General features: G+C 73.2%; 15 protein-coding genes. 12 read left to right on the forward strand and 3 right to left on the reverse strand.

The window, feature by feature from the left end; genetic code table 11:
* Positions 1-51: 51 nt before the first annotated feature.
* Complete coding sequence (locus AB0J40_RS19330; RefSeq protein ID WP_364454631.1) at positions 52-468, reverse strand: MarR family transcriptional regulator; 417 nt, start codon at positions 466-468, stop codon at positions 52-54.
* 155 nt (positions 469-623) lie between these two features.
* Between AB0J40_RS19330 and AB0J40_RS19335 the strand changes: the two genes are divergently transcribed.
* The 7 genes from AB0J40_RS19335 to AB0J40_RS19365 all read left to right on the forward strand — a co-directional run bounded on the left by AB0J40_RS19335 (position 624) and on the right by AB0J40_RS19365 (position 10,754).
* Positions 624-2,417 carry a thiamine pyrophosphate-requiring protein gene (locus AB0J40_RS19335; protein ID WP_364454633.1) on the forward strand — a complete coding sequence of 598 codons (1,794 nt, stop codon included), beginning with the start codon at positions 624-626 and terminating at the stop codon, positions 2,415-2,417.
* Positions 2,414-3,502: an enolase C-terminal domain-like protein gene (locus tag AB0J40_RS19340; protein WP_364454636.1), complete on the forward strand. Its 1,089-nt coding sequence runs from the start codon at positions 2,414-2,416 to the stop codon at positions 3,500-3,502. The genes AB0J40_RS19335 and AB0J40_RS19340 overlap by 4 nt, the downstream gene beginning before the upstream one ends.
* Before the next feature lie 13 nt (positions 3,503-3,515).
* Positions 3,516-6,587, forward strand: a complete 3,072-nt coding sequence (locus AB0J40_RS19345; protein WP_364454639.1) for an FAD-binding and (Fe-S)-binding domain-containing protein — start codon at positions 3,516-3,518, stop codon at positions 6,585-6,587.
* Between the two features lie 29 nt (positions 6,588-6,616).
* Positions 6,617-7,027 carry a hypothetical protein gene (locus AB0J40_RS19350; RefSeq protein WP_364454642.1) on the forward strand — a complete coding sequence of 137 codons (411 nt, stop codon included), beginning with the start codon at positions 6,617-6,619 and terminating at the stop codon, positions 7,025-7,027.
* An 11-nt stretch (positions 7,028-7,038) separates the two neighbouring features.
* On the forward strand, positions 7,039-8,043 hold the full coding sequence (locus AB0J40_RS19355) for an SDR family oxidoreductase (protein ID WP_364454644.1): 1,005 nt from the start codon (positions 7,039-7,041) through the stop codon (positions 8,041-8,043).
* A 5-nt stretch (positions 8,044-8,048) separates the two neighbouring features.
* Positions 8,049-9,758, forward strand: coding sequence for a glycoside hydrolase family 15 protein (locus AB0J40_RS19360; protein ID WP_364454647.1), 1,710 nt, complete (start codon positions 8,049-8,051; stop codon positions 9,756-9,758).
* Positions 9,759-9,830: 72 nt separating this feature from the next.
* On the forward strand, positions 9,831-10,754 hold the full coding sequence (locus AB0J40_RS19365) for a sensor histidine kinase (RefSeq protein ID WP_364454650.1): 924 nt from the start codon (positions 9,831-9,833) through the stop codon (positions 10,752-10,754).
* 6 nt (positions 10,755-10,760) lie between these two features.
* Here the strand turns inward: AB0J40_RS19365 and AB0J40_RS19370 are convergent, their stop codons facing one another.
* Positions 10,761-11,435: a TetR/AcrR family transcriptional regulator gene (locus AB0J40_RS19370; protein WP_364454653.1), complete on the reverse strand. Its 675-nt coding sequence runs from the start codon at positions 11,433-11,435 to the stop codon at positions 10,761-10,763.
* Positions 11,436-11,538: 103 nt separating this feature from the next.
* On the opposite strand from AB0J40_RS19370, the gene AB0J40_RS19375 reads away from it, so the two are divergent.
* Positions 11,539-12,495, forward strand: coding sequence for an NAD-dependent epimerase/dehydratase family protein (locus AB0J40_RS19375; RefSeq protein WP_364454656.1), 957 nt, complete (start codon positions 11,539-11,541; stop codon positions 12,493-12,495).
* A 99-nt stretch (positions 12,496-12,594) separates the two neighbouring features.
* Here AB0J40_RS19375 and AB0J40_RS19380 read toward each other — a convergent pair whose 3' ends face one another.
* A complete protein-coding gene (locus tag AB0J40_RS19380) occupies positions 12,595-13,011 on the reverse strand; it encodes an STAS domain-containing protein (RefSeq protein ID WP_364454659.1) in 417 nt (138 codons plus the stop codon).
* Positions 13,012-13,308: 297 nt separating this feature from the next.
* On the opposite strand from AB0J40_RS19380, the gene AB0J40_RS19385 reads away from it, so the two are divergent.
* Genes AB0J40_RS19385 through AB0J40_RS19400 form a run of 4 tightly spaced genes read left to right on the forward strand, consistent with a single transcriptional unit; the run spans position 13,309 to position 18,441 of the window.
* Positions 13,309-14,865, forward strand: coding sequence for a long-chain fatty acid--CoA ligase (locus AB0J40_RS19385; RefSeq protein WP_364454662.1), 1,557 nt, complete (start codon positions 13,309-13,311; stop codon positions 14,863-14,865).
* Positions 14,862-15,638: a crotonase/enoyl-CoA hydratase family protein gene (locus tag AB0J40_RS19390; RefSeq protein WP_364454665.1), complete on the forward strand. Its 777-nt coding sequence runs from the start codon at positions 14,862-14,864 to the stop codon at positions 15,636-15,638. Before AB0J40_RS19385 ends, AB0J40_RS19390 begins: the two co-directional genes overlap by 4 nt.
* Positions 15,635-17,551, forward strand: a complete 1,917-nt coding sequence (locus tag AB0J40_RS19395; protein ID WP_364454667.1) for an acetoacetate--CoA ligase — start codon at positions 15,635-15,637, stop codon at positions 17,549-17,551. Before AB0J40_RS19390 ends, AB0J40_RS19395 begins: the two co-directional genes overlap by 4 nt.
* Positions 17,548-18,441, forward strand: a complete 894-nt coding sequence (locus AB0J40_RS19400) for a 3-hydroxyacyl-CoA dehydrogenase NAD-binding domain-containing protein (RefSeq protein ID WP_364454670.1) — start codon at positions 17,548-17,550, stop codon at positions 18,439-18,441. The genes AB0J40_RS19395 and AB0J40_RS19400 overlap by 4 nt, the downstream gene beginning before the upstream one ends.
* Positions 18,442-18,449: the final 8 nt, after the last annotated feature.

Genomic DNA, 18,449 nt, shown 5'->3' on the forward strand with positions numbered 1-18,449 from the left:
GTTGCCATCGCGGATACCCGCACGCAAGGCGCCCAAACGAACGCGTGCGACTTAATTTGCGCCACGCAACAGTGGAAGGAAATCCGTTTCGTACGTTTTGACGGCCTCGGCGAACTGCTCGAAAGCGGCGACCGCCGCGGCCCGCGCGTCGGCGTCGAGCCGGTCGAGCACGGCCGCGAGCACCTGCCGCCGATCGCGGTCCACCCGCTCGACCAGCCGGCGGCCGGGGGCCGTCGGCGCGAGCAGGGTTTCCCGGCGGTTCAACGGGTTGGGGGCTTTTTCCAGCAGGTTCAGCGTCACCAGCCGCGCACACGCCCGGGTGACCGACGACGGGTTCATGGCCAGTTCGCGCGCCACCTTGCCCACGGTGACGGGTGTCCGGCCGGCCACCACCCGCAGCGCGCGGAACTGGGTGAGCGTCAGCTGCTCGGTGTTCCGCCCGACCGTCGCGTCGGCGATGGTCACCATCGCCCGGAGCACGGCCATCGCGGCACCGGTCCCATCGGACTCCCAGGACATTTGCGTCACGCAAGAATAGTACGACTCGAAAGCGGGTACTGCGATTCCACGGGCGCCGCACGGGTAACCGTCCACCGGAAGCCAAGGACGCACAGGGAGTACTCATGGCTCAGACAGTCGGCGACTACCTGCTCCAGCGCTTGCGCGAGTGGGGTGTCGAGCAGGTCTTCGCCTACCCCGGCGACGGGATCAACGGCCTCGTCGCCTCGTTCGGCAAAGCGGACAACCAGCCACGCTTCGTGCAGGCGCGGCACGAGGAGATGGCCGCCTTCTCGGCGGTCGGCTACGCGAAGTTCAGCGGCAAGGTCGGCGTCTGCATGGCCACGTCCGGCCCCGGCGCGATCCACCTGCTCAACGGGCTCTACGACGCCAAGCTCGACCACGTCCCGGTGGTGGCGATCGTCGGGCAGACCGCGCGCAGCGCGATGGGCGGGTCCTACCAGCAGGAGATCGACCTGCAGGCGCTCTACAAGGACGTCGCGAGCGAATACCTCGTCGAAGTCAACGTCGCCGAGCAGCTGCCGAACGCGCTCGACCGCGCGATCCGCACGGCCGAGGCCGGCCGCTGCCCGACCGCCCTGATCATCCCCGCCGACCTGCAGGAAGAACCGTACGAAGCGCCGAAGCACGCGTTCAAGCAGGTGCCCTCCAGCCCGCCGAGCACGGCGTGGCCCGCGCCGGTCCCGCCCGAGGCGGACCTCGACGCGGCGGCCGAGGTGCTCAACGCCGGCGAGAAGGTCGCCGTCCTCGTCGGGCAGGGCGCGCGAGGTGCGGCCGAAGAGGTCCGGCAGCTCGCGGAGGTCACCGGTGCCGGCATCGCGAAAGCGTTGCTGGGCAAGGACGTCCTGTCCGACGAGCTGCCGTACGTGACCGGCTCGATCGGGCTGCTCGGCACCCGGCCGAGCTACGAGATGATGCGCGACTGCGACACGCTGCTCATCGTCGGCTCCAACTTCCCGTACAGCCAGTTCCTGCCGGACTTCGGCCAGGCCCGGGCGGTCCAGATCGACCTCGACGGCCGGTTCATCGGGATGCGCTACCCGACCGAGGTGAACCTCGTCGGCGACAGCGCGGCCACGCTGCGCGCGCTGCTGCCGAGGCTCACCAGCAAGCCGGACCGGTCGTGGCGGGAGACGATCGAGAAGAACGTCGCTTCGTGGTGGGACACGGTCGAGAAGGAAGCCGCGGTCGACGCCGAGCCGGTCAACCCGATGGCCGTCGTGTCCGAGCTGTCGAAGCGGATCCCCGAGAACGCCATCGTCACCGCGGACTCCGGCTCGTCCACCAACTGGTACGCCCGCAACCTGCGCATCCGCGGCGACATCCGCGGGTCGCTGTCGGGGACGCTGGCCACCATGGGACCGGGCGTGCCGTACGCGATCGGCGCCAAGTTCGCCCACCCCGACCGGCCGGTGATCGCCCTCGTCGGCGACGGCGCCATGCAGATGAACGGCCTCGCCGAGCTGATCACCATCGCCCGCTACCAGCACCTGTGGAGCGACCCGCGCTGCGTGATCTGCGTGTTCCACAACAACGACCTGAACCAGGTCACCTGGGAGCTGCGGGCGATGGGCGGCGCACCGAAGTTCGAGGAGTCCCAGAGCCTGCCGGACGTCGACTACGCCGGCTTCGCGCTTTCGCTGGGCCTCACCGCGGTCACCGTCGACAAGCCGGACCAGCTCGCGTCGGCCTGGGACACCGCGCTGTCCGCGGGCAAGCCGGCGGTGCTGGACGTCCGCTGCGACCCCGAGGTGCCGCCGATCCCGCCGCACGCGACGTTCGAGCAGGTCAAGTCGGCCGCTCAGGCGGTGCTGAAGGGCGACCCCGACGCGTTCCACCTCGTCGCGCAGGGGGTCAAGACGAAGCTGCAGGAGTTCCTGCCCGGGAAGAGCCGATGACGACGGTCGAACGGGTCGGCGCCCGGGCCTACCGGGTGCCGGCCCCCGCGCCCGAGGCCGACGGCACCCTGGCCTGGGACGCCACCACGATCGTCGTCGTGCACGCCGAAGCCGGCGGGATCCGCGGGCTCGGCTGGACGTACGCGGACGCGGCCTGCGTGCCGCTGATCGAGGGCATGCTCGCCGACGCCGTCCGCGGCCGGCCGGTGCTCGACGTGCCCGCCTGCTGGGCGGCCATGCGCCACGCCATCCGCAACCTCGGGCGCCCCGGCCTGGTCTCGTGCGCGATGTCCGCCGTCGACATCGCCCTGTGGGACGCCGCCGCCCGCTCGCTCGAGCTGCCGGTGAGCCGGCTGCTCGGCCGGGTGCACGACGAGGTCGCCGTGTACGGCAGCGGCGGCTTCACCACGCTCACCGACGGCGAGCTGGTCGCCCAGCTCGACCACTGGGTCCGCCGGCAGCGCATCCCGCGCGTGAAGATCAAGATCGGCGAGTCGGCGGGTACCCGCGTGGCCCGCGACCTGGACCGGGTGGCCGTGACGCGGGACAAGGTCGGCGACACCGCCGAGGTCTACGTCGACGCCAACGGCGCCTACTCCCCCGGCCAGGCCCGCCGGGTCGCCGAGCGGCTGCTGGAGTGGGGCGTGACGTGGTTCGAGGAACCCGTCTCCAGCGACGACCTGCCCGGCCTCGCGGCGACGCGCTTCCCCGGCGGCCCGGACATCGCCGCCGGGGAGTACGGCTACGACCTGCCCTACTTCGCGCGCATGCTGCCGTCGGTCGACTGCCTCCAGGTCGACGTCACCCGCTGCGGCGGCTACACCGAGTGGCAGCGAGCGGCGGCGCTGGCCGCCGCGGCGAACCGGGACGTCTCGGCCCACTGCGCGCCGAACCTCTCGGCGCACGCCGCCGTCGCCACGCAGAACTTCCGGCACATCGAGTGGTTCGCCGACCACGACCGGATCGAGCGGCTGTTCTTCGACGGCTGCCTCGACCCGGCGGGCGGCACCGTCTCCCCCGATCTGGCCGCGCCCGGCCACGGGCTGGCGTTCCGGCCCGAGGCCGCCGCCGAGTACGCACTCTGAAGGAGGATCCGCGATGGGAACCGTCCAGCTCCCCGACCCCGTGGTGCGCCACGCCGACCACGAGGACCTGGACACCGGTGGGCTCGCCGCCGCCCTGCGCGAGCGGGTCGACGGCGAGGTGCGCTTCGACCGCGGGACACGCGCGGCCTACTCGACCGACGCGTCCAACTTCCGCCAGGTGCCGATCGGCGTCGTCGTGCCGAAGACGCCGGACGACGCCGTGGCGGCGATCGCGGTGGCGCGGGAGTTCGGGGCGCCGGTGCTCTCGCGCGGCGGCGGCACCAGCCTCGCCGGCCAGTGCACGAACACCGCCGTCGTGCTCGATTTTTCCAAGTACTGCACGGAACTCGAGTCGGTCGACGCCGAGGCGCGCACGTGCGTCGTGCAGCCGGGGATCGTGCTCGACGAGCTGAACCGGCAGCTGGCCGACACCGGCCTGCGGTTCGGACCCGAGCCGGCGACGCACATGAACTGCACGCTCGGCGGCATGATCGGCAACAACTCCTGCGGCGCGACGGCCCAGCGGACCGGCAAGGTCGTCGACAACATCCGGCGGCTGGAGGTGCTCACCTACGACGGAACCCGGTTCTGGTGCGGGGAAACCACCGACGAGGAGTACGCGGAGATCGAGCGCCACGGCGACCCGCGCGCGGCGATCTACCGGCAGCTGCGGCGGTTGCGCGACGAATACGCCGACGAGATCCGCCGCCGGTTCCCGGACATCCCGCGCCGCGTATCAGGTTACAACCTCGACTCCCTGCTCCCGGAGCACCACTTCGACGTCGCCGGGCTGCTGGTCGGCAGTGAGTCCACTTTGGTCACCGTGCTGCGGGCCGAGCTGGAGCTGGTGCCGGTGCTGCCCGAGCGGACGCTGGTGGTGCTCGGCTACCCGGACGTCGCGAAGGCGGCCGACGCCGTGCCGTCGATCCTGCCGCACGAGCCGGTCGCGCTGGAAGGCGTCGACCACAAGCTGATCCGCGACCAGCAGATCAAGGACATGAACCCGCAGGCGCTGCGCGAAATGCCCGAGGGCCGGGCGTTCCTGATGGTCCAGTTCGCCGCGACGACGCACGACGAAGCCGACCGCCAGGCCCACAAGATGCTCGAGGCGCTGCACGACACCGAGCACGAGGCCGACGTCGAGTTCCTGGACGACCCCGAGCGCGAGAACGAGCTGTGGCAGGTCCGCGAAGCCGGGCTCGGCGCCACCGCGCACCTGCCCGGCAAGGCCGACACCTTCGAAGGCTGGGAGGACTCCGCCGTCGCGCCCGAACGGCTCGGCGAGTACCTGCGGAAGCTTTCCGCGCTGTACGAGGAGTTCGGGTACGCCGGCGACACCGGGCCGAGCCTGTACGGCCACTTCGGCCAGGGCTGCGTGCACACGCGGATCCCGTTCGACCTCTACAGCGCCGACGGCGTCGCCACCTACCGCCGGTTCATGGAGCGTGCCGCCGACCTGGTCGCGTCGCTGGGCGGCTCGTTCTCCGGCGAGCACGGCGACGGGCAGTCCCGCGGCGAACTGCTGCCCAAGATGTTCGGCACCGACCTGGTGCGGGCGTTCGGGCAGCTCAAGGCCGTCTTCGACCCCGGGAACCGGATGAACCCGGGCAAGGTCGTCGCGCCGGCGAAGCTCGACGAGCACCTGCGCCTCGGCAGCGATTGGAGCCCGGCGGACCCGCAGGACCTGTACTTCCGGTTCCCCCACGACGGCGGCTCGTTCGCCCAGGCGGCCAACCGCTGCGTCGGGGTCGGGCGGTGCCGGCAGCACACCACCAGCGGCGGCCAGGTCATGTGCCCGTCGTACCAGGTGACCGGCGAGGAAGAACACTCGACGCGCGGCCGCGCACGGCTGCTGTTCGAGATGCTGAACGGGCACGGCGACAGTCCCGTGTCCAATGGCTGGCGCTCCACGGAGGTGCGCGACGCGCTCGATTTGTGCTTGGCGTGCAAGGGGTGCAAGACGGACTGTCCGGCCAATGTGGACATGGCGACGTACAAGGCGGAGTTTCTGGCCCACCACTACGAAGGCCGCCCGTGGCGGCGGCCGCGGTCGGACTTCACGATGGGCTGGCTGCCGGCGTTCGCCCGGCTCGTGGGCCGCCTCCGCGCGGGGCGGGTGGTGAACGCGCTGACGCACGCGCCGGGCCTGTCCCGGCTGGCGACGCTCGCGGCGGGCGTCGAGGACCGTGAAGTTCCGTTGTTCGCGGGAGAAACGCTGCAGCAGTGGTTCGCGCGGCGCGGACCGTCCGGCACGGGCGCCCGCGGCACGGTGGTGCTGTGGCCGGACACGTTCACCAACTCCTTCCACCCGCACGTCGGGCGGGCCGCGGTCCGGCTGATGGAGGACGCGGGGTGGCGGGTGACGATGCCGTCGGCGGCGCTGTGCTGCGGGCTGACGTGGATTTCGACCGGGCAGCTGGGCGTGGCGAAGCACATCCTGGCGCGCACGGTCCGCTCACTGGCTCCGCACCTGCACGACGGCGGGCTGGTCGTGGGGCTGGAACCCAGCTGCACGGCGGTGTTCCGGTCGGACGCGGCCGAGCTGTTCCCGGGTGACCAGGACGTCCGCCGGCTGCGGGCGCAGACGGTGACGCTGGCCGAGCTGCTGACCGAGCACTCCCCCGGGTATCGCCCGCCTCGGGTGGCGGCGAAGGCGATCGCGCAGGTGCATTGCCACCAGCACGCGGTACTCGGCTGGGACGCCGACGCGCGATTGCTTTCCGCTGCCGGGGTGGAAGCCGAGCAGCTGGATTCCGGGTGTTGCGGGCTGGCCGGCAACTTCGGGTTCGAGAAGGGGCACTTGGAGGTTTCGGAGGCTTGCGCCGAGCGGGTTTTGCTGCCGCGGGTGCGTTCGGCTGCTCCGGAGACCGCGGTGCTGGCCGATGGGTTCAGTTGCCGGACCCAGCTGCACCAGCTGGACAGTGGGGGCCGGGAAGGGATGCACTTGGCGGAGTTGCTGGCGAGCGGGCTGGAAGGGCCGGACGAAGTTCCCCGGCGGCGCGGCAAGACGCTGGTTTCGGCGGTGGGGATCGGAGCCGCGGCCGTTGCTGCGCTCGGACTCGCTCGGCGCCGGAGGATCCAGTGAAGCGGCTCGCGGTGGCAGGGCTCGCGAGTGTGACCCAGGGTCGCCCAGGGCGGCAGCCCGAGGTGCGGCCGGCCGGGGAGCGCCAAGCCCACCTCCAGCGGACCGCGAAGCGGGTCGCCCGGGCTCGGCTCCTGTGGGCCGGCGGGGTGCTGTTCGCCGCCCGCTACCTCCCCATCCCGCGCAAAATCGCCGTGGTCCTCGCGGCCCGCCACCTGGTCCAGGCCGCCGCCGCGCTGCGGCGGCCGGCCGGGCTCGTCGCCCGGTTCGGCTGGTCGGCCGATGCCGCCCACAGCGCCAGCATGCTCGTCTGGGCCGCGGTTTCCCGCCGGTGGCGTGCGGCCGCGCTGACCAACGCGGCGGTCGCCGCCGCCTGGGCCCGCGCGGCCCGGCCGAAGCACCGGCGGGTCGGCACCCCGCCCGAAACCACCACCCACTCCTGATCGGAGGTTCCATGTCCAGCACCCAAGTCGTCGTCGTGACCGGGGCCAGCGGGGGCATTGGGCGAGCCGTCGCGCGGGCCTTCGGGGCCCGGCACGCCCGCGTCGCCCTCCTCGCCCGCGGGGAAAAAGGCCTGCACGAAGCCGCCGAAGACATCACCGGTGAGGGCGGGACCGCCCTGGAACTCCCCACCGACGTCGCCGACTTCGACCAGGTCGAAGCCGCCGCCGAACGGGCCGAAAAGGAACTCGGGCCCATCGACGTCTGGGTCAACGTCGCCTTCACCTCGGTCTTCGCGCCCTTCTCCGAAATCGGGCCCGACGAGTTCCGGCGCGTCACCGAGGTCAGCTACCTCGGCTACGTCCACGGCACCATGGCCGCCCTCAAGCGCATGAAACCGCGCGACCGCGGCACCATCGTCCAGGTCGGCTCGGCACTCGCCTACCGCGGAATCCCCCTGCAGAGCGCCTACTGCGGCGCCAAGCACGCCATCCAGGGCTTCAACGAATCCCTCCGCTGCGAACTCCTGCACGAAGGCAGCCACGTCCGGACGACCATGGTGCAGATGCCCGCGGTCAACACCCCGCAGTTCTCGTGGGTCCTCTCGAAACTCCCCGACCACGCGCAGCCCGTGCCGCCGATCTACCAGCCGGAAGTCGCCGCGCGGGCCGTCGTGCACGCCGCCGACCACCCGCGCCGGCGCGAATACTGGGTGGGCGGGAGCACCGTCGGGACGCTCGTCGCCAACGCCGTCGCCCCCGGCATCCTCGACCGCTACCTCGCGAAGACCGGCTACAAGTCCCAGCAGACCGGCGACGCCAAGCCCGCGGACCAGCCCGCCAACCTGTGGGCACCCGCCGACCGGACGCGCGACTTCGGCGCGCACGGCGAGTTCGACGCCAAGGCCACCCCACGCAGCTTCCAGCTGTGGGCGAGCCGGCACCACGGCCTGCTCGCCGCCGGCGGGAGCGCGCTCGCCGCGACGGCGCTGGCGGTGTGGCGCCGAGCCCGGTCGTGACCGGCATGTCCCCGCACGTCCTGCGGGAGTACGCCCTGCTGGCCGACGGCGAGCGCGGTGCGCTCTGCGGCCCGCGCGGCGACATCGCGTGGCTCTGCGCGCCCGGCTGGTCCGACAGCGCCGTGCTGTCCTCGCTGATCGGCGGCACCGGCAGCTACACCGTCACCCCGACCGAAACCTGCGTCTGGGGCGGCTTCTACGAGCCCGGCACGCTGATCTGGCGCAACCGCTGGGTGACGACGTCGACCGCCGTCGAGTGCCGGGACGCCCTGGCCTACCCCGGGGACCCGCACCACGTTGTGCTGCTGCGCCGGGTCGAGGCGGTCGAGCGGGACGTCCGGGTGCGCGTCCGGCTGGACCTGGCCGACGGCTTCGGCCGCCGGTCGCTGCGCGAGCTGCACCGCTCCGGCGACGGCACCTGGACCGGCCGCACCGGCGACCTGCGGGTGCGGTGGACCGGCGCCGGCGACGCGGTGCCCGGCGACGGCGGGCTGGGCTTCGAGCTGACCGTGCCCGCCGGCGGCCACCACGACCTCGTCCTCGAGATCGGCGGCCGCCTGCCGGACCCGGTCGACGTCGATTCCGCGTGGCTCGCGACCGAAACCGCGTGGCACCGGGACGTTCCCGAGCTGGAGCACACCGTCGCGCCCCGCGACGCGCGGCACTCCTACGCGGTCCTGCGCGGCCTGACCACCGGCACGGGTGGCATGGTCGCCGCGGCCACGCTGGGCCTGCCGGAGCGGTCGGAGGCCGGCCGCAACTACGACTACCGGTACGTCTGGCTGCGCGACCAGTGCTACGCCGGGCTCGCCGCGGCCGTCGACGAGCCGCACCCGCTGCTCGACGACGCGCTGCGGTTCAGCACGGCCCGCGTCCTCGACCACGGCGACCGGCTCCTGCCCGCCTACCGCACCGACGGCACCCCGCCCCCCGACGAGACGACGTTGAAGCTGCCCGGCTACCCCGGCGGCTCGGACGTCGTCGGCAACCACGTCGCCCACCAGTTCCAGCTGGACTCCCTCGGCGAGCTGCTGCAGCTCCACGCGGCCGCGGCGCGCCACGGCCGGTTCGACGGCGACGTCCAGCGCGCCTCCGACGTCGTCGTCCGGCTGCTCACCGAACGGTGGGACCAGCCGGAGGCCGGTGTCTGGGAGCTGGAAGACGAGTGGTGGACGCACTCGCGGCTCGCCTGCGTCGCCGGGCTGAACGCGCTGGCGCGGGAGGTGCCCGCACGCCACGGGGCGCAGCTGTCCGCGCTCGCCGACAAGCTGCTGGCGGAGACGACGTCCCGGTGCCTCGACCCGCGGGGGTTCTGGCGGCGCAGCCCGGCGCACACCGGAACGGACGCGGCGCTGCTCCTGCCGCCGGTGCGCGGCGCCCTGCCCGCCGACGACCCGCGGACGCGCGCGACCCTGGCCGCGGTCCGCGAAAACCTCGCCGAAGACGGGTACGTCTACCGCTTCGCGCCCGACGAGCGTCCGCTCGGCGAGGCCGAAGGCGCGTTCCTGCTGTGCGGGTTCACCATGGCGCTGGCGTGCGCGCACCAGGGCGAGCGGACCGAGGCGTTCCGCTGGTTCGAACGCAACCGGGCGGCGTGCGGGCCGCCGGGGCTGTTCGCCGAGGAGTACGACGTGCGGCAGCGGCAGCTGCGGGGGAACCTGCCCCAGGCGTTCGTCCACGCCACGCTGCTCGAGGCGGCTCAGCGGCTCTCCTGACGGGGTTCCCCCGAACCGGTGACGTCGGTCGCGCATACTGGGAGGCGTCCTCGGTACCCGGAGGAGGCCAGTTTGAGCGCGGATCCCTTCGTGCACCCTGCGTTGTTCTACCGCGACGACGCCGAGTACGTGGCCGGAACCGTTCCGTTCGTGTGGGGCGGGCTGGCCGCCGGCGAACCGGTCGCCGTCGCCGTGCCGGGACCCAACCTCGAGCTGCTGCGCCGCGAGCTCGGCGCGGACGCGGAGAAGGTCCGGCTGCTGGACATGACCGAAGCCGGGCGCAACCCCGGGCGGATCATCCCGCGCGTGCTGCGGGCCTTCGCCGACGCGCACCCGGACGGCCCGGTGCGGATCATCGGCGAGCCGATCTGGGCCGGGCGGTCCGAGGTCGAGTACCCGGCGTGCGTGCAGCACGAAGCGCTGATCAACCACGCGTTCACCGGCCGGGACGTGACGATCCTGTGCCCGTACGACGTCTCGCGCCTCGACCCGGCCGCGCTGGCCGACGCCGAGGCCACGCACCCGGTCCTGATCGACGGGGCCGGCCGCCGCCCCAGCACGGCGTACGCCCCCGACGACGTCCTCACCCGCTACAACCGGCCGCTGCCGCCGGGTCCCGCGGCCGACCGCGTGGTGGAGCTGGCGGACACGACCGACCTCGCGGCGGCCCGGGCGCTGGCCCACGTCCGCGCGGCGGCCGGCGGGCTGAGCCCCGACCGGATCGCCGACGTCGAGGTCGTCGTGACAGAGCTGCTGTCCAACTGCGTCGAACACGGCGGCGGCACGGGCACGGTCCGGCTGTGGAGCGAAGACGGCGAGTTCGTCTGCGAGGTCCACGACAGCGGCACCCTGGCCGACCCGCTGGCCGGCCGCCACCCGGCGACGCCCGAGCAGCCGCGGGGCCGCGGGCTGCTGCTGGTCAACTACCTGGCCGACCTGGTCCGCCTGCACACCGGCGACCACGGCACGACGTTCCGCGCGTACTTCCGCCCCTGATGGCCGTCAGGGCAGGCCCGCGAGGTCGGCCAGCACGGTCATGTGGTGCTCGAAGTACTCGGCGCGTGCGTGGATCATGTCGTCGAGGCGGTGGAAGACTTCGAAGTTGACCTGGCCGAACAGGTGCGTCCAGGCGAGCAGCGCCCGGTCCAGGCGTTCCTCCGGGAGGTCGCCCGCCTGCTCGTCGACCAGGCGGCGCAGGTCGGTGCGGACCGCCGGGGGCACCGGCGGCCCGGCCGGGATCGCCGGTGCCTCGGCGACGATGGCCGCCAGCAGCAGGATCACCTTCGACGCCGGCGCCACCGTGTCCTGCGGTGCCGCGTAGCCGGGGACGGGGTTGCCGTAGAGCAGGCCGTACTCGGCCGGGTGCGCGAGCGCCCACGTCCGGACCGCGTGGCACGTCGCCAGCCACCGGCCGCGCAGGTCGTCGCGCGGGAGTGCCGCTTCGGCGTCGACCGCCGCGTCGCCGAGCCCGTCATAGGCGTCGATGATCAACGCCGTCAGCAGCGCGTCACGGCTCGGGAAGTACCGGTACAGCGCCGAAGCGACGATGCCCATGTCCCGCGCCACGGCGCGCAGCGACAGGTTCGCGCCCTCCTCGGCGAGGCGGCGGCGGGCGACTTCCTTGATCTCCTGGTGCATTTCCGAGCGGACCCGGGCACGCAGCGACGAGGCGGACACGGCCCCAGTGTCGCACAGGCGAGAACACTGTTCTTGACTCCGCGCGCCCGGAACTCGTACGGTGTTCTCGTCCGAGAACAGTGTTCTCTCATTGGGGGTTTCCATGGCTCTGCACGTGATCGTCGGCGCCGGTCCGGTCGGTTCGGCCACCGCGCGCCTGCTCGCCGCCCGCGGCGACGAAGTCCGCCTGCTGAGCCGGCGCGGCGGCGGCCCGGCCGTCGACGGCGTCGAGCGCTTGGCCGCGGACGCGACCGACGCCGCCGCACTCGCGCGCCACACGGCCGGCGCGGCCGCGCTGTACAGCTGCGCCGGGCCGGCGTACCACCGCTGGCCCGCCGACTGGCCGCCGCTGGGCGCGGCGCTCCGGCACGCGGCCGAAGCGAGCGGCGCGGTGCTCGTCACGACCGGAAACCTGTACGCCTACGGCGCGGTCGACGGCCCGATGACCGAGCGGCTGCCGATGCGCCCGAACTCGGTCAAGGGCGAGGTCCGGGCGAAGCTCTGGGCCGACGCGCTGGCGGCGCACGAAGCCGGCCGGCTCCGCACGGCCGAGGTCCGCGGCTCGGACTACCTCGGCGCGGGCGCGCTGTCGGCGTTCACGGCGCTGGTGCTGCCGAAGGTACTGGCGGGCAAGCGCGCGGCGGCCCCGGCCGACCTCGACGCGCCGTACAGCTGGACCTACGTCGGCGACGTCGCCCGCACGCTGGTGGCGGTCGCGGCGGACGAGGGCGCGTGGGGCCGCCCGTGGCACGTGCCTACGCCGCCGCCGATGTCGGTGCGCGCCTTGGCGACGCGGGCGGCGGAGCTGACGGGAGCCCCGGCGGCCCGCGTGAGGACGATGCCGCGCATCGCGCTGCGGCTGGCGGGAGTCTTCAACCCGACGGCGCGGGAGCTGCTGGAGGTCCAGTACCAGCTGCGCGGGCCGTTCGTGCTGGATTCGGCGGCGGCGACGGCGGCGTTCGGCATCGAGCCCACCCCGACCGACGACGCCCTGCGGGAGACCATCGAAGGGCTTACAGGTCCGAAGCACCCCGGAAAGTCCGGTGCAGCAACGCGGTGACGGCCGGCCCCGCGCCCGGTCAGCCAGCTCAGGATCTGCGCACGCCGGTAGAGCCGGCGCGCCGAGACGGTGACGGCCGGCCTGCCCGCGAAACTCCGCTCAGTTCGGGATCTCCGTCGCCCGCTCCCAGCCCGACGGCAGCGGGCTCAGGTTCAGCGCGTGGTCGAGGCCGCTGCCGGCCAGGGCCCGGCGCACGACGCGGTTGTCGCCGGTGACGATCCGGAGGGTGGTGTTCTCGCGGACCGTCCGGACGTGGATGTCCGCGAGCACGGAAAGCCCGGCCGAGTCCAGGAAGTCGACCTCGGAGAGGTCGAGCACCAGCGTCGGGAACCGCCGGTGCGCCCAGGTGGCGAGGACCGAACCGAGCTCGGCGGCGCTGTCCTCGTCGAGCGCGCCGCTGATCCGGACCATCACCGCGCCGAAGTACGGCCGGATGACCTTGATGGCGGAGGAACTTCGTTCCACGCGGGGAGACGGCACGGGGATCGCCGTCGCGGGGTGCTGCACGACCAACATCTTGTACGCCTTCAGTCGCGGATGGCGTGCCGAGCGGTGTCCACTGCCCGCTCGAACGCCGGCAAGTCTGGGGGAGGGCGGCTGCTCCTGAACCGCACCCTCGCAGCCTAGTACTTGATCCAAACGGCGCAACCCCGCCAACGGCCGAACCGGTGGTGAACCCATGTCGGCCGAAAGCGCGTCTTCCCGGCGTAGGCACCAAAAACCCACCGCCGGACGGCCCGCTCTTGACAGCCCGCGCGGGTGACGGTCATGCTCGGAGGCATCTCAGGGTTCCTGACATAGAAGGGGTGCGGCATGACCCACGGCCCGGCCGACTTCGGCCTCGGCAGCTGGCCCGCGCGCCGGGCGCGGATCTCCCCCGGGCGCACCGCGCTCGTCCAGCCCGGCCGCACGCGCACCTACGCCGGGCTCGCCGAGCGCGTCGAACGGCTGGCCGGCGCGCTCGCCCGGCTCCGCGTCGGTCACGGCGACCGCGTCGCCTACCTCGGCGTCAACGATGTCACCGTCTTCGAGACGCTCTTCGCCACCGCTCGCCTCGGCGCGCTCTTCGTGCCGCTCAACTACCGCCTCTCCCCCGCCGAAATCCGCTACATGCTCGAAGACAGCGGCGCTTCGGTGCTGGTGCACAGCCCGGACACCGACGGCCTGCTGGCCGGCCCGCTCCCGGAGACGCTCCGGCACGTCGTCGCGACGGACCCGGCGTCGTGCCCGGCGGGCGGGCTGGACTACGAAGCCGAGCTGGCCGCCGCCGGCGACCCACCGGCCACCGGGGTGGCGCTCGAGGACCCGTGCCTGCTGCTCTACACCTCCGGCACCACCGGCCGGCCGAAGGCGGCGGTCCTCACCCACGGGAACCTCACCTGGAACACCGTCAACCAGCTCGCCCACCTCGACGTCCTGGGCACCGACAAGGCGCTGTGCATCGCGCCGCTGTTCCACTGCGTCGGGCTGGGCCAGATCACGCTGCCGACGCTGTTCAAGGGCGGCAGCGTGGAACCGGTGGCGAAGTTCGACCCGGGCACGATCCTCGGCCGGATCGGCGAGGCCGGCATCACGAGCTTCTCCGCCGTCCCCACCATGCTGGAGCTGCTGAGCCGCCACGAAGACTGGGAGCGCACCGACCTGAGCTCGTTGACGTGCGTGCTCTACGGCGGCTCGCCGGTCGCCGAGCGCGTGGCCCGCGCGTGGCTCGACCGGGGTGTGAAACTCCTTCAGGGTTACGGCATGACCGAAGCCTCTCCCGGCGTCTCGATGGCCACCCACGAGGGCACCCTGGACCACCCGGTCGCCGCGGGCGTGCCGCACTTCTTCACCGACGTGGCCGGGCTCGGGCCCGGCTTCACCCCCGAGCCGCTCACCGCGACCCCGGCGGAGCTGCTGGTGCGCGGCCCGCACGTCTTCGGCGGGTACTGGAACCGGCCCGAAGAATCGAAAGCGAGCTTCGTCGAGGACGGCTGGTTCCGCACCGGCGACGTCGTCAAGGTCGACGAGGACGGCTGGGCCCACGTCGTCGACCGCGTCAAGGACATGATCATCTCCGGCGGCGAGAACGTGTACCCGGCCGAGATCGAGGCCGTCGCGGTCCGCCTCGACGCGGTCGGCGACTGCGCCGTCGTGGGCGTGCCCGACGAGCGCTGGGGCGAGGTCGGCGCCGCCTTCGTCGTCCGCCGGGCCGGCGCCGAGCTCGACGAAGCCGCCTTCCGCGCCCACCTCGAGGAGCACCTCGCCCGCTACAAGATCCCGAAGCACATCCGGTTCACCGATGCCCTGCCCCGCAACGCCACCGGCAAGATCCGCCGCGTCGAACTCCGCGCGCGGGCCGCCGAAGCCTTCTCGAACGGACCCGCATGACCACCGCTTTCCTGCCCCCGTCCCTGCGCCTGGAGCTGCACGACGACGTCGCCGTGCTGCGGCTCGCGCGGCCCGAGAAGCGCAACGCGCTCGACGACGCCAGCGTGCTCGGCCTCGAAGCGTTCTTCGGCGCCCCGCCCCGCGGGGTCAAGGCCGTCGTGCTCGACTGCGTCGGCAAGCACTTCTCCGCCGGGCTCGACCTCTCCGAGCTGACCGAGCGCGACACCTTCGAGGGCCTGGAGCACTCGATGATGTGGCACCGCGCCTTCGAGCGGCTCGAACGCGGGCGCGTCCCGGTCGTCGCCGTGCTGCGGGGCGCGGTCATCGGCGGCGGCCTGGAACTGGCGGCGGCCGCGCACATCCGCGTCGCCGAGCAGTCGGCGTTCTACGCGCTGCCCGAAGGCCGGCGCGGCCTGTTCGTCGGCGGCGGCGGGTCGGTCCGGCTGCCGCGGCTGATCGGCGCGCACCGGATGGCCGACATGATGCTCACCGGCCGCGTCCTCGACGCCGCCGAAGGCCACGCCGCCGGGCTGTCGCACTACCTCGTCGACGACGGCTCGGCGCACGCGCTCGACCTCGCCCGCAAGATCGCCGGGAACTCCCCGGTCACGAACTTCGCCGTGCTGCAGGCGCTTCCCCGCATCGCCGAGGCCAACCCGGCCGAGGGCTACCTGCTGGAGGCGCTGATGGCCGCCGTCGCCGGCGGCAGCGCCGAGGCCAAGGACCGGATGCAGGCGTTCCTGGACAAGCGCGCCGGGAAGGTCGGCCGATGATCCTGCGCCCGGTCGCGCCCGACGTCCGCGAAACCACCGAGATCGGCCGGTACCTGACCTGGCTCGCCGAGCGCGGCCACGCGTTCGACGACTACGCCGCGCTCCACCGCTGGTCGGTCACCGACCTCGACGGCTTCTGGTCGTCGATCAAGGACTTCTTCGGCGTCCGCTTCCACTCGCCGGAGAGCGCGGTCGTCCCGGACCGGCGGATGCCCGGCACCGAGTGGTTCCCCGGCGCGACCCTCAACTACGCCGAGCACGCCCTCGGCGGCCCCGACGGCGAAGTCGCCGTCGTCGCCTACTCGCAGACCCGCGACCGCACCGAGCTGACGTGGGCCGAGCTGCGCGACCAGGTCGCGCGGGCGCGCGCGGGCCTGCTCCGGCTCGGCGTCGGACGCGGCGACCGCGTCGCGGCGTACCTGCCGAACATCCCCGAAACCGTCGTCGCCTACCTGGCGGCCGCGAGCCTCGGCGCGGTCTGGGCGTCCTGCGCGCCCGAGTTCGGGGCCCGCTCGGTCGTCGACCGGTTCGGCCAGATCGAACCGAAGGTCCTGCTGACCGTGTCCGGCTACCGCTACGGCGCCAAGGACGTCGACCGCCGCGCCGAGGTGGCCGAGATCCGCGCCGGCCTGCCGACCGTCGAGCACGTCGTCCACGTCCCCTACGGCGACCACGACCTCCCGGACGCCCTGGCCTGGAGCGCACTCCTCACCGGAAGCGCGCCCGGGTTCGAGCCGGTCGGCTTCGCGCACCCGCTGTGCGTGCTGTTCTCCTCCGGCACCACCGGCAAGCCGAAGGCGATCGTGCACGGCCACGGCGGGATCCTGCTGGAACACCTCAAGAACCACGGTCTCAGCTGGGACCTGCGCCCCGGCGACCGGATCCTGTGGTTCTCCACCACCGCCTGGATGATGTGGAACGCCCTCGTGTCCGGCCTGCTCACCGGCGCGTCGATCGTGCTGGTCGACGGGAACCCGCTGCACCCGGACCTGGCGTGGCAGTGGCGGCTCGCCGCCGAGACCCGGGCGACGCTGATGGGCGCGAGCCCGGGTTTCCTGATGGCCTGCCGGAAGGCCGGGCTCGACCCGGCCGCGGAGTACGACCTGAGCGCGCTGCGGCAGCTCGGCGCGGCCGGCAGCCCGCTGCCCGCCGAGGGCTACCACTGGGTGCGGGACGTCTTCGGACCGGACGTCCTGCTCAACGTCGGCAGCGGCGGCACCGACGTCTGCAGCGGGATCGTCCAGGGCGGCCCGCTGCAACCCGTGGTCGCCGGGGAGATCTCCGGGCCCTGCCTCGGGGTCGACGCGAAGGCGTTCGACGAACACGGCACCGCGGTCGTCGGCGAGCTGGGCGAACTCGTGATCACCGCGCCGATGCCGTCCATGCCGGTCGGGTTCTGGGGCGACGACACCGGTTCCCGCTACCGCGACACGTACTTCGACACGTATCCGGGCGTCTGGCGCCACGGCGACTGGATCCGGTTCTCCCCCGAGGGCAGCTGCGTGATCGCCGGCCGCTCGGACGCCACCCTCAACCGCGGCGGCGTCCGGCTCGGCACCGCCGAGTTCTACGCCGTCGTCGAGGAGCTGCCGGAGGTCGAGGACTCGCTCGTCGTGCACCTGGAAGACCCGGCGGGCGGGAACGGCGACCTCCGCCTCTACGTCGTGCTCCGGGACGCCGTCCTGGACGCACCGCTGCGGGAGAAGATCGCGACGGCGTTGAAGAGCGCGCTGTCCCCGCGGCACGTGCCGGACACGATCACCGCCGTCCCGGCGATCCCCCGCAACCGCACCGGGAAGAAACTGGAGCTGCCCGTGAAGAAACTCCTGCTCGGCGCCCGGGCCGACGACGTCGTCGGCCGGGACGTCCTGGCCGATCCCACCGCGCTGGACCACTTCGGGACGTCGGCGTGAGCACCGTCGCGGTGGTCGGCACCGGCGTGATCGGCGCGAGCTGGGCGCGGCTCTTCCTCGCCCACGGCCTCGACGTCGTCGCGACCGATCCGGCACCCGGCGCCGAGGAGCAGTTGTTTTCCGCTCTCGAAGACGTGGCGACCGACCGGCTGCGGTTCGTCGCCGACGCCGGCGTCGCGGCCGCCGCCGCGGATTTCGTGCAGGAGAACGGGCCCGAGCGCGAAGACGTCAAGCACGCGCTGTTCGCCGTCCTCGACGAAGCCGCGCGGCCGGACGTGGTCCTGGCGAGCAGCTCGTCCGGGCTACTGCCCAGCGCCATCGCGCGCGGCTGCCCGCGCCACCCCGAGCGGGTCGTCGTGGGGCACCCGTTCAACCCGCCGCACCTGATCCCGCTCGTCGAGGTCGTGCCCGGCCGCGAAACGGCGCCGGAGGTCGTCGACCGCGCCGTCGAGTTCTACGCCTCGGTCGGGAAGCGGCCGATCCGGCTGGCGCGCGAGGTGCCCGGCCACGTCGCGAACCGGTTGCAGGCCGCGCTGTGGCAGGAGGCGTACTCACTGGTGGAGCGCGGTGTCGCGACGGTCGCCGACATCGACGCGGCGATCGCCAACGGGCCGGGCCTGCGCTGGGCCGTGCTCGGCCCGTTCGTCAACCAGCACCTCTCCGGCGGCGCGGGCGGGCTCGCGCACGTCCTCGCCCACCTCGGGCCGCCGACCGAGGAGTGGTGGCGCGACCTCGGCCGCGTCCACCTGACGCCGGAGCTGGCCGAAACGCTCGTCGCCGGGGTCGACGCCGAGCTGGCCGGCACCGACGACCGCGCCCTCGTCGCCGCCCGTGACGCCGTCCTGAACCACCTGCTGGCCGCGAAAGCCGCCCAGCCCGACCTGCCCTGAGCACCGGA

Source organism: Amycolatopsis sp. NPDC049691 (assembly GCF_040675005.1).
Classification (GTDB): domain Bacteria; phylum Actinomycetota; class Actinomycetes; order Mycobacteriales; family Pseudonocardiaceae; genus Amycolatopsis.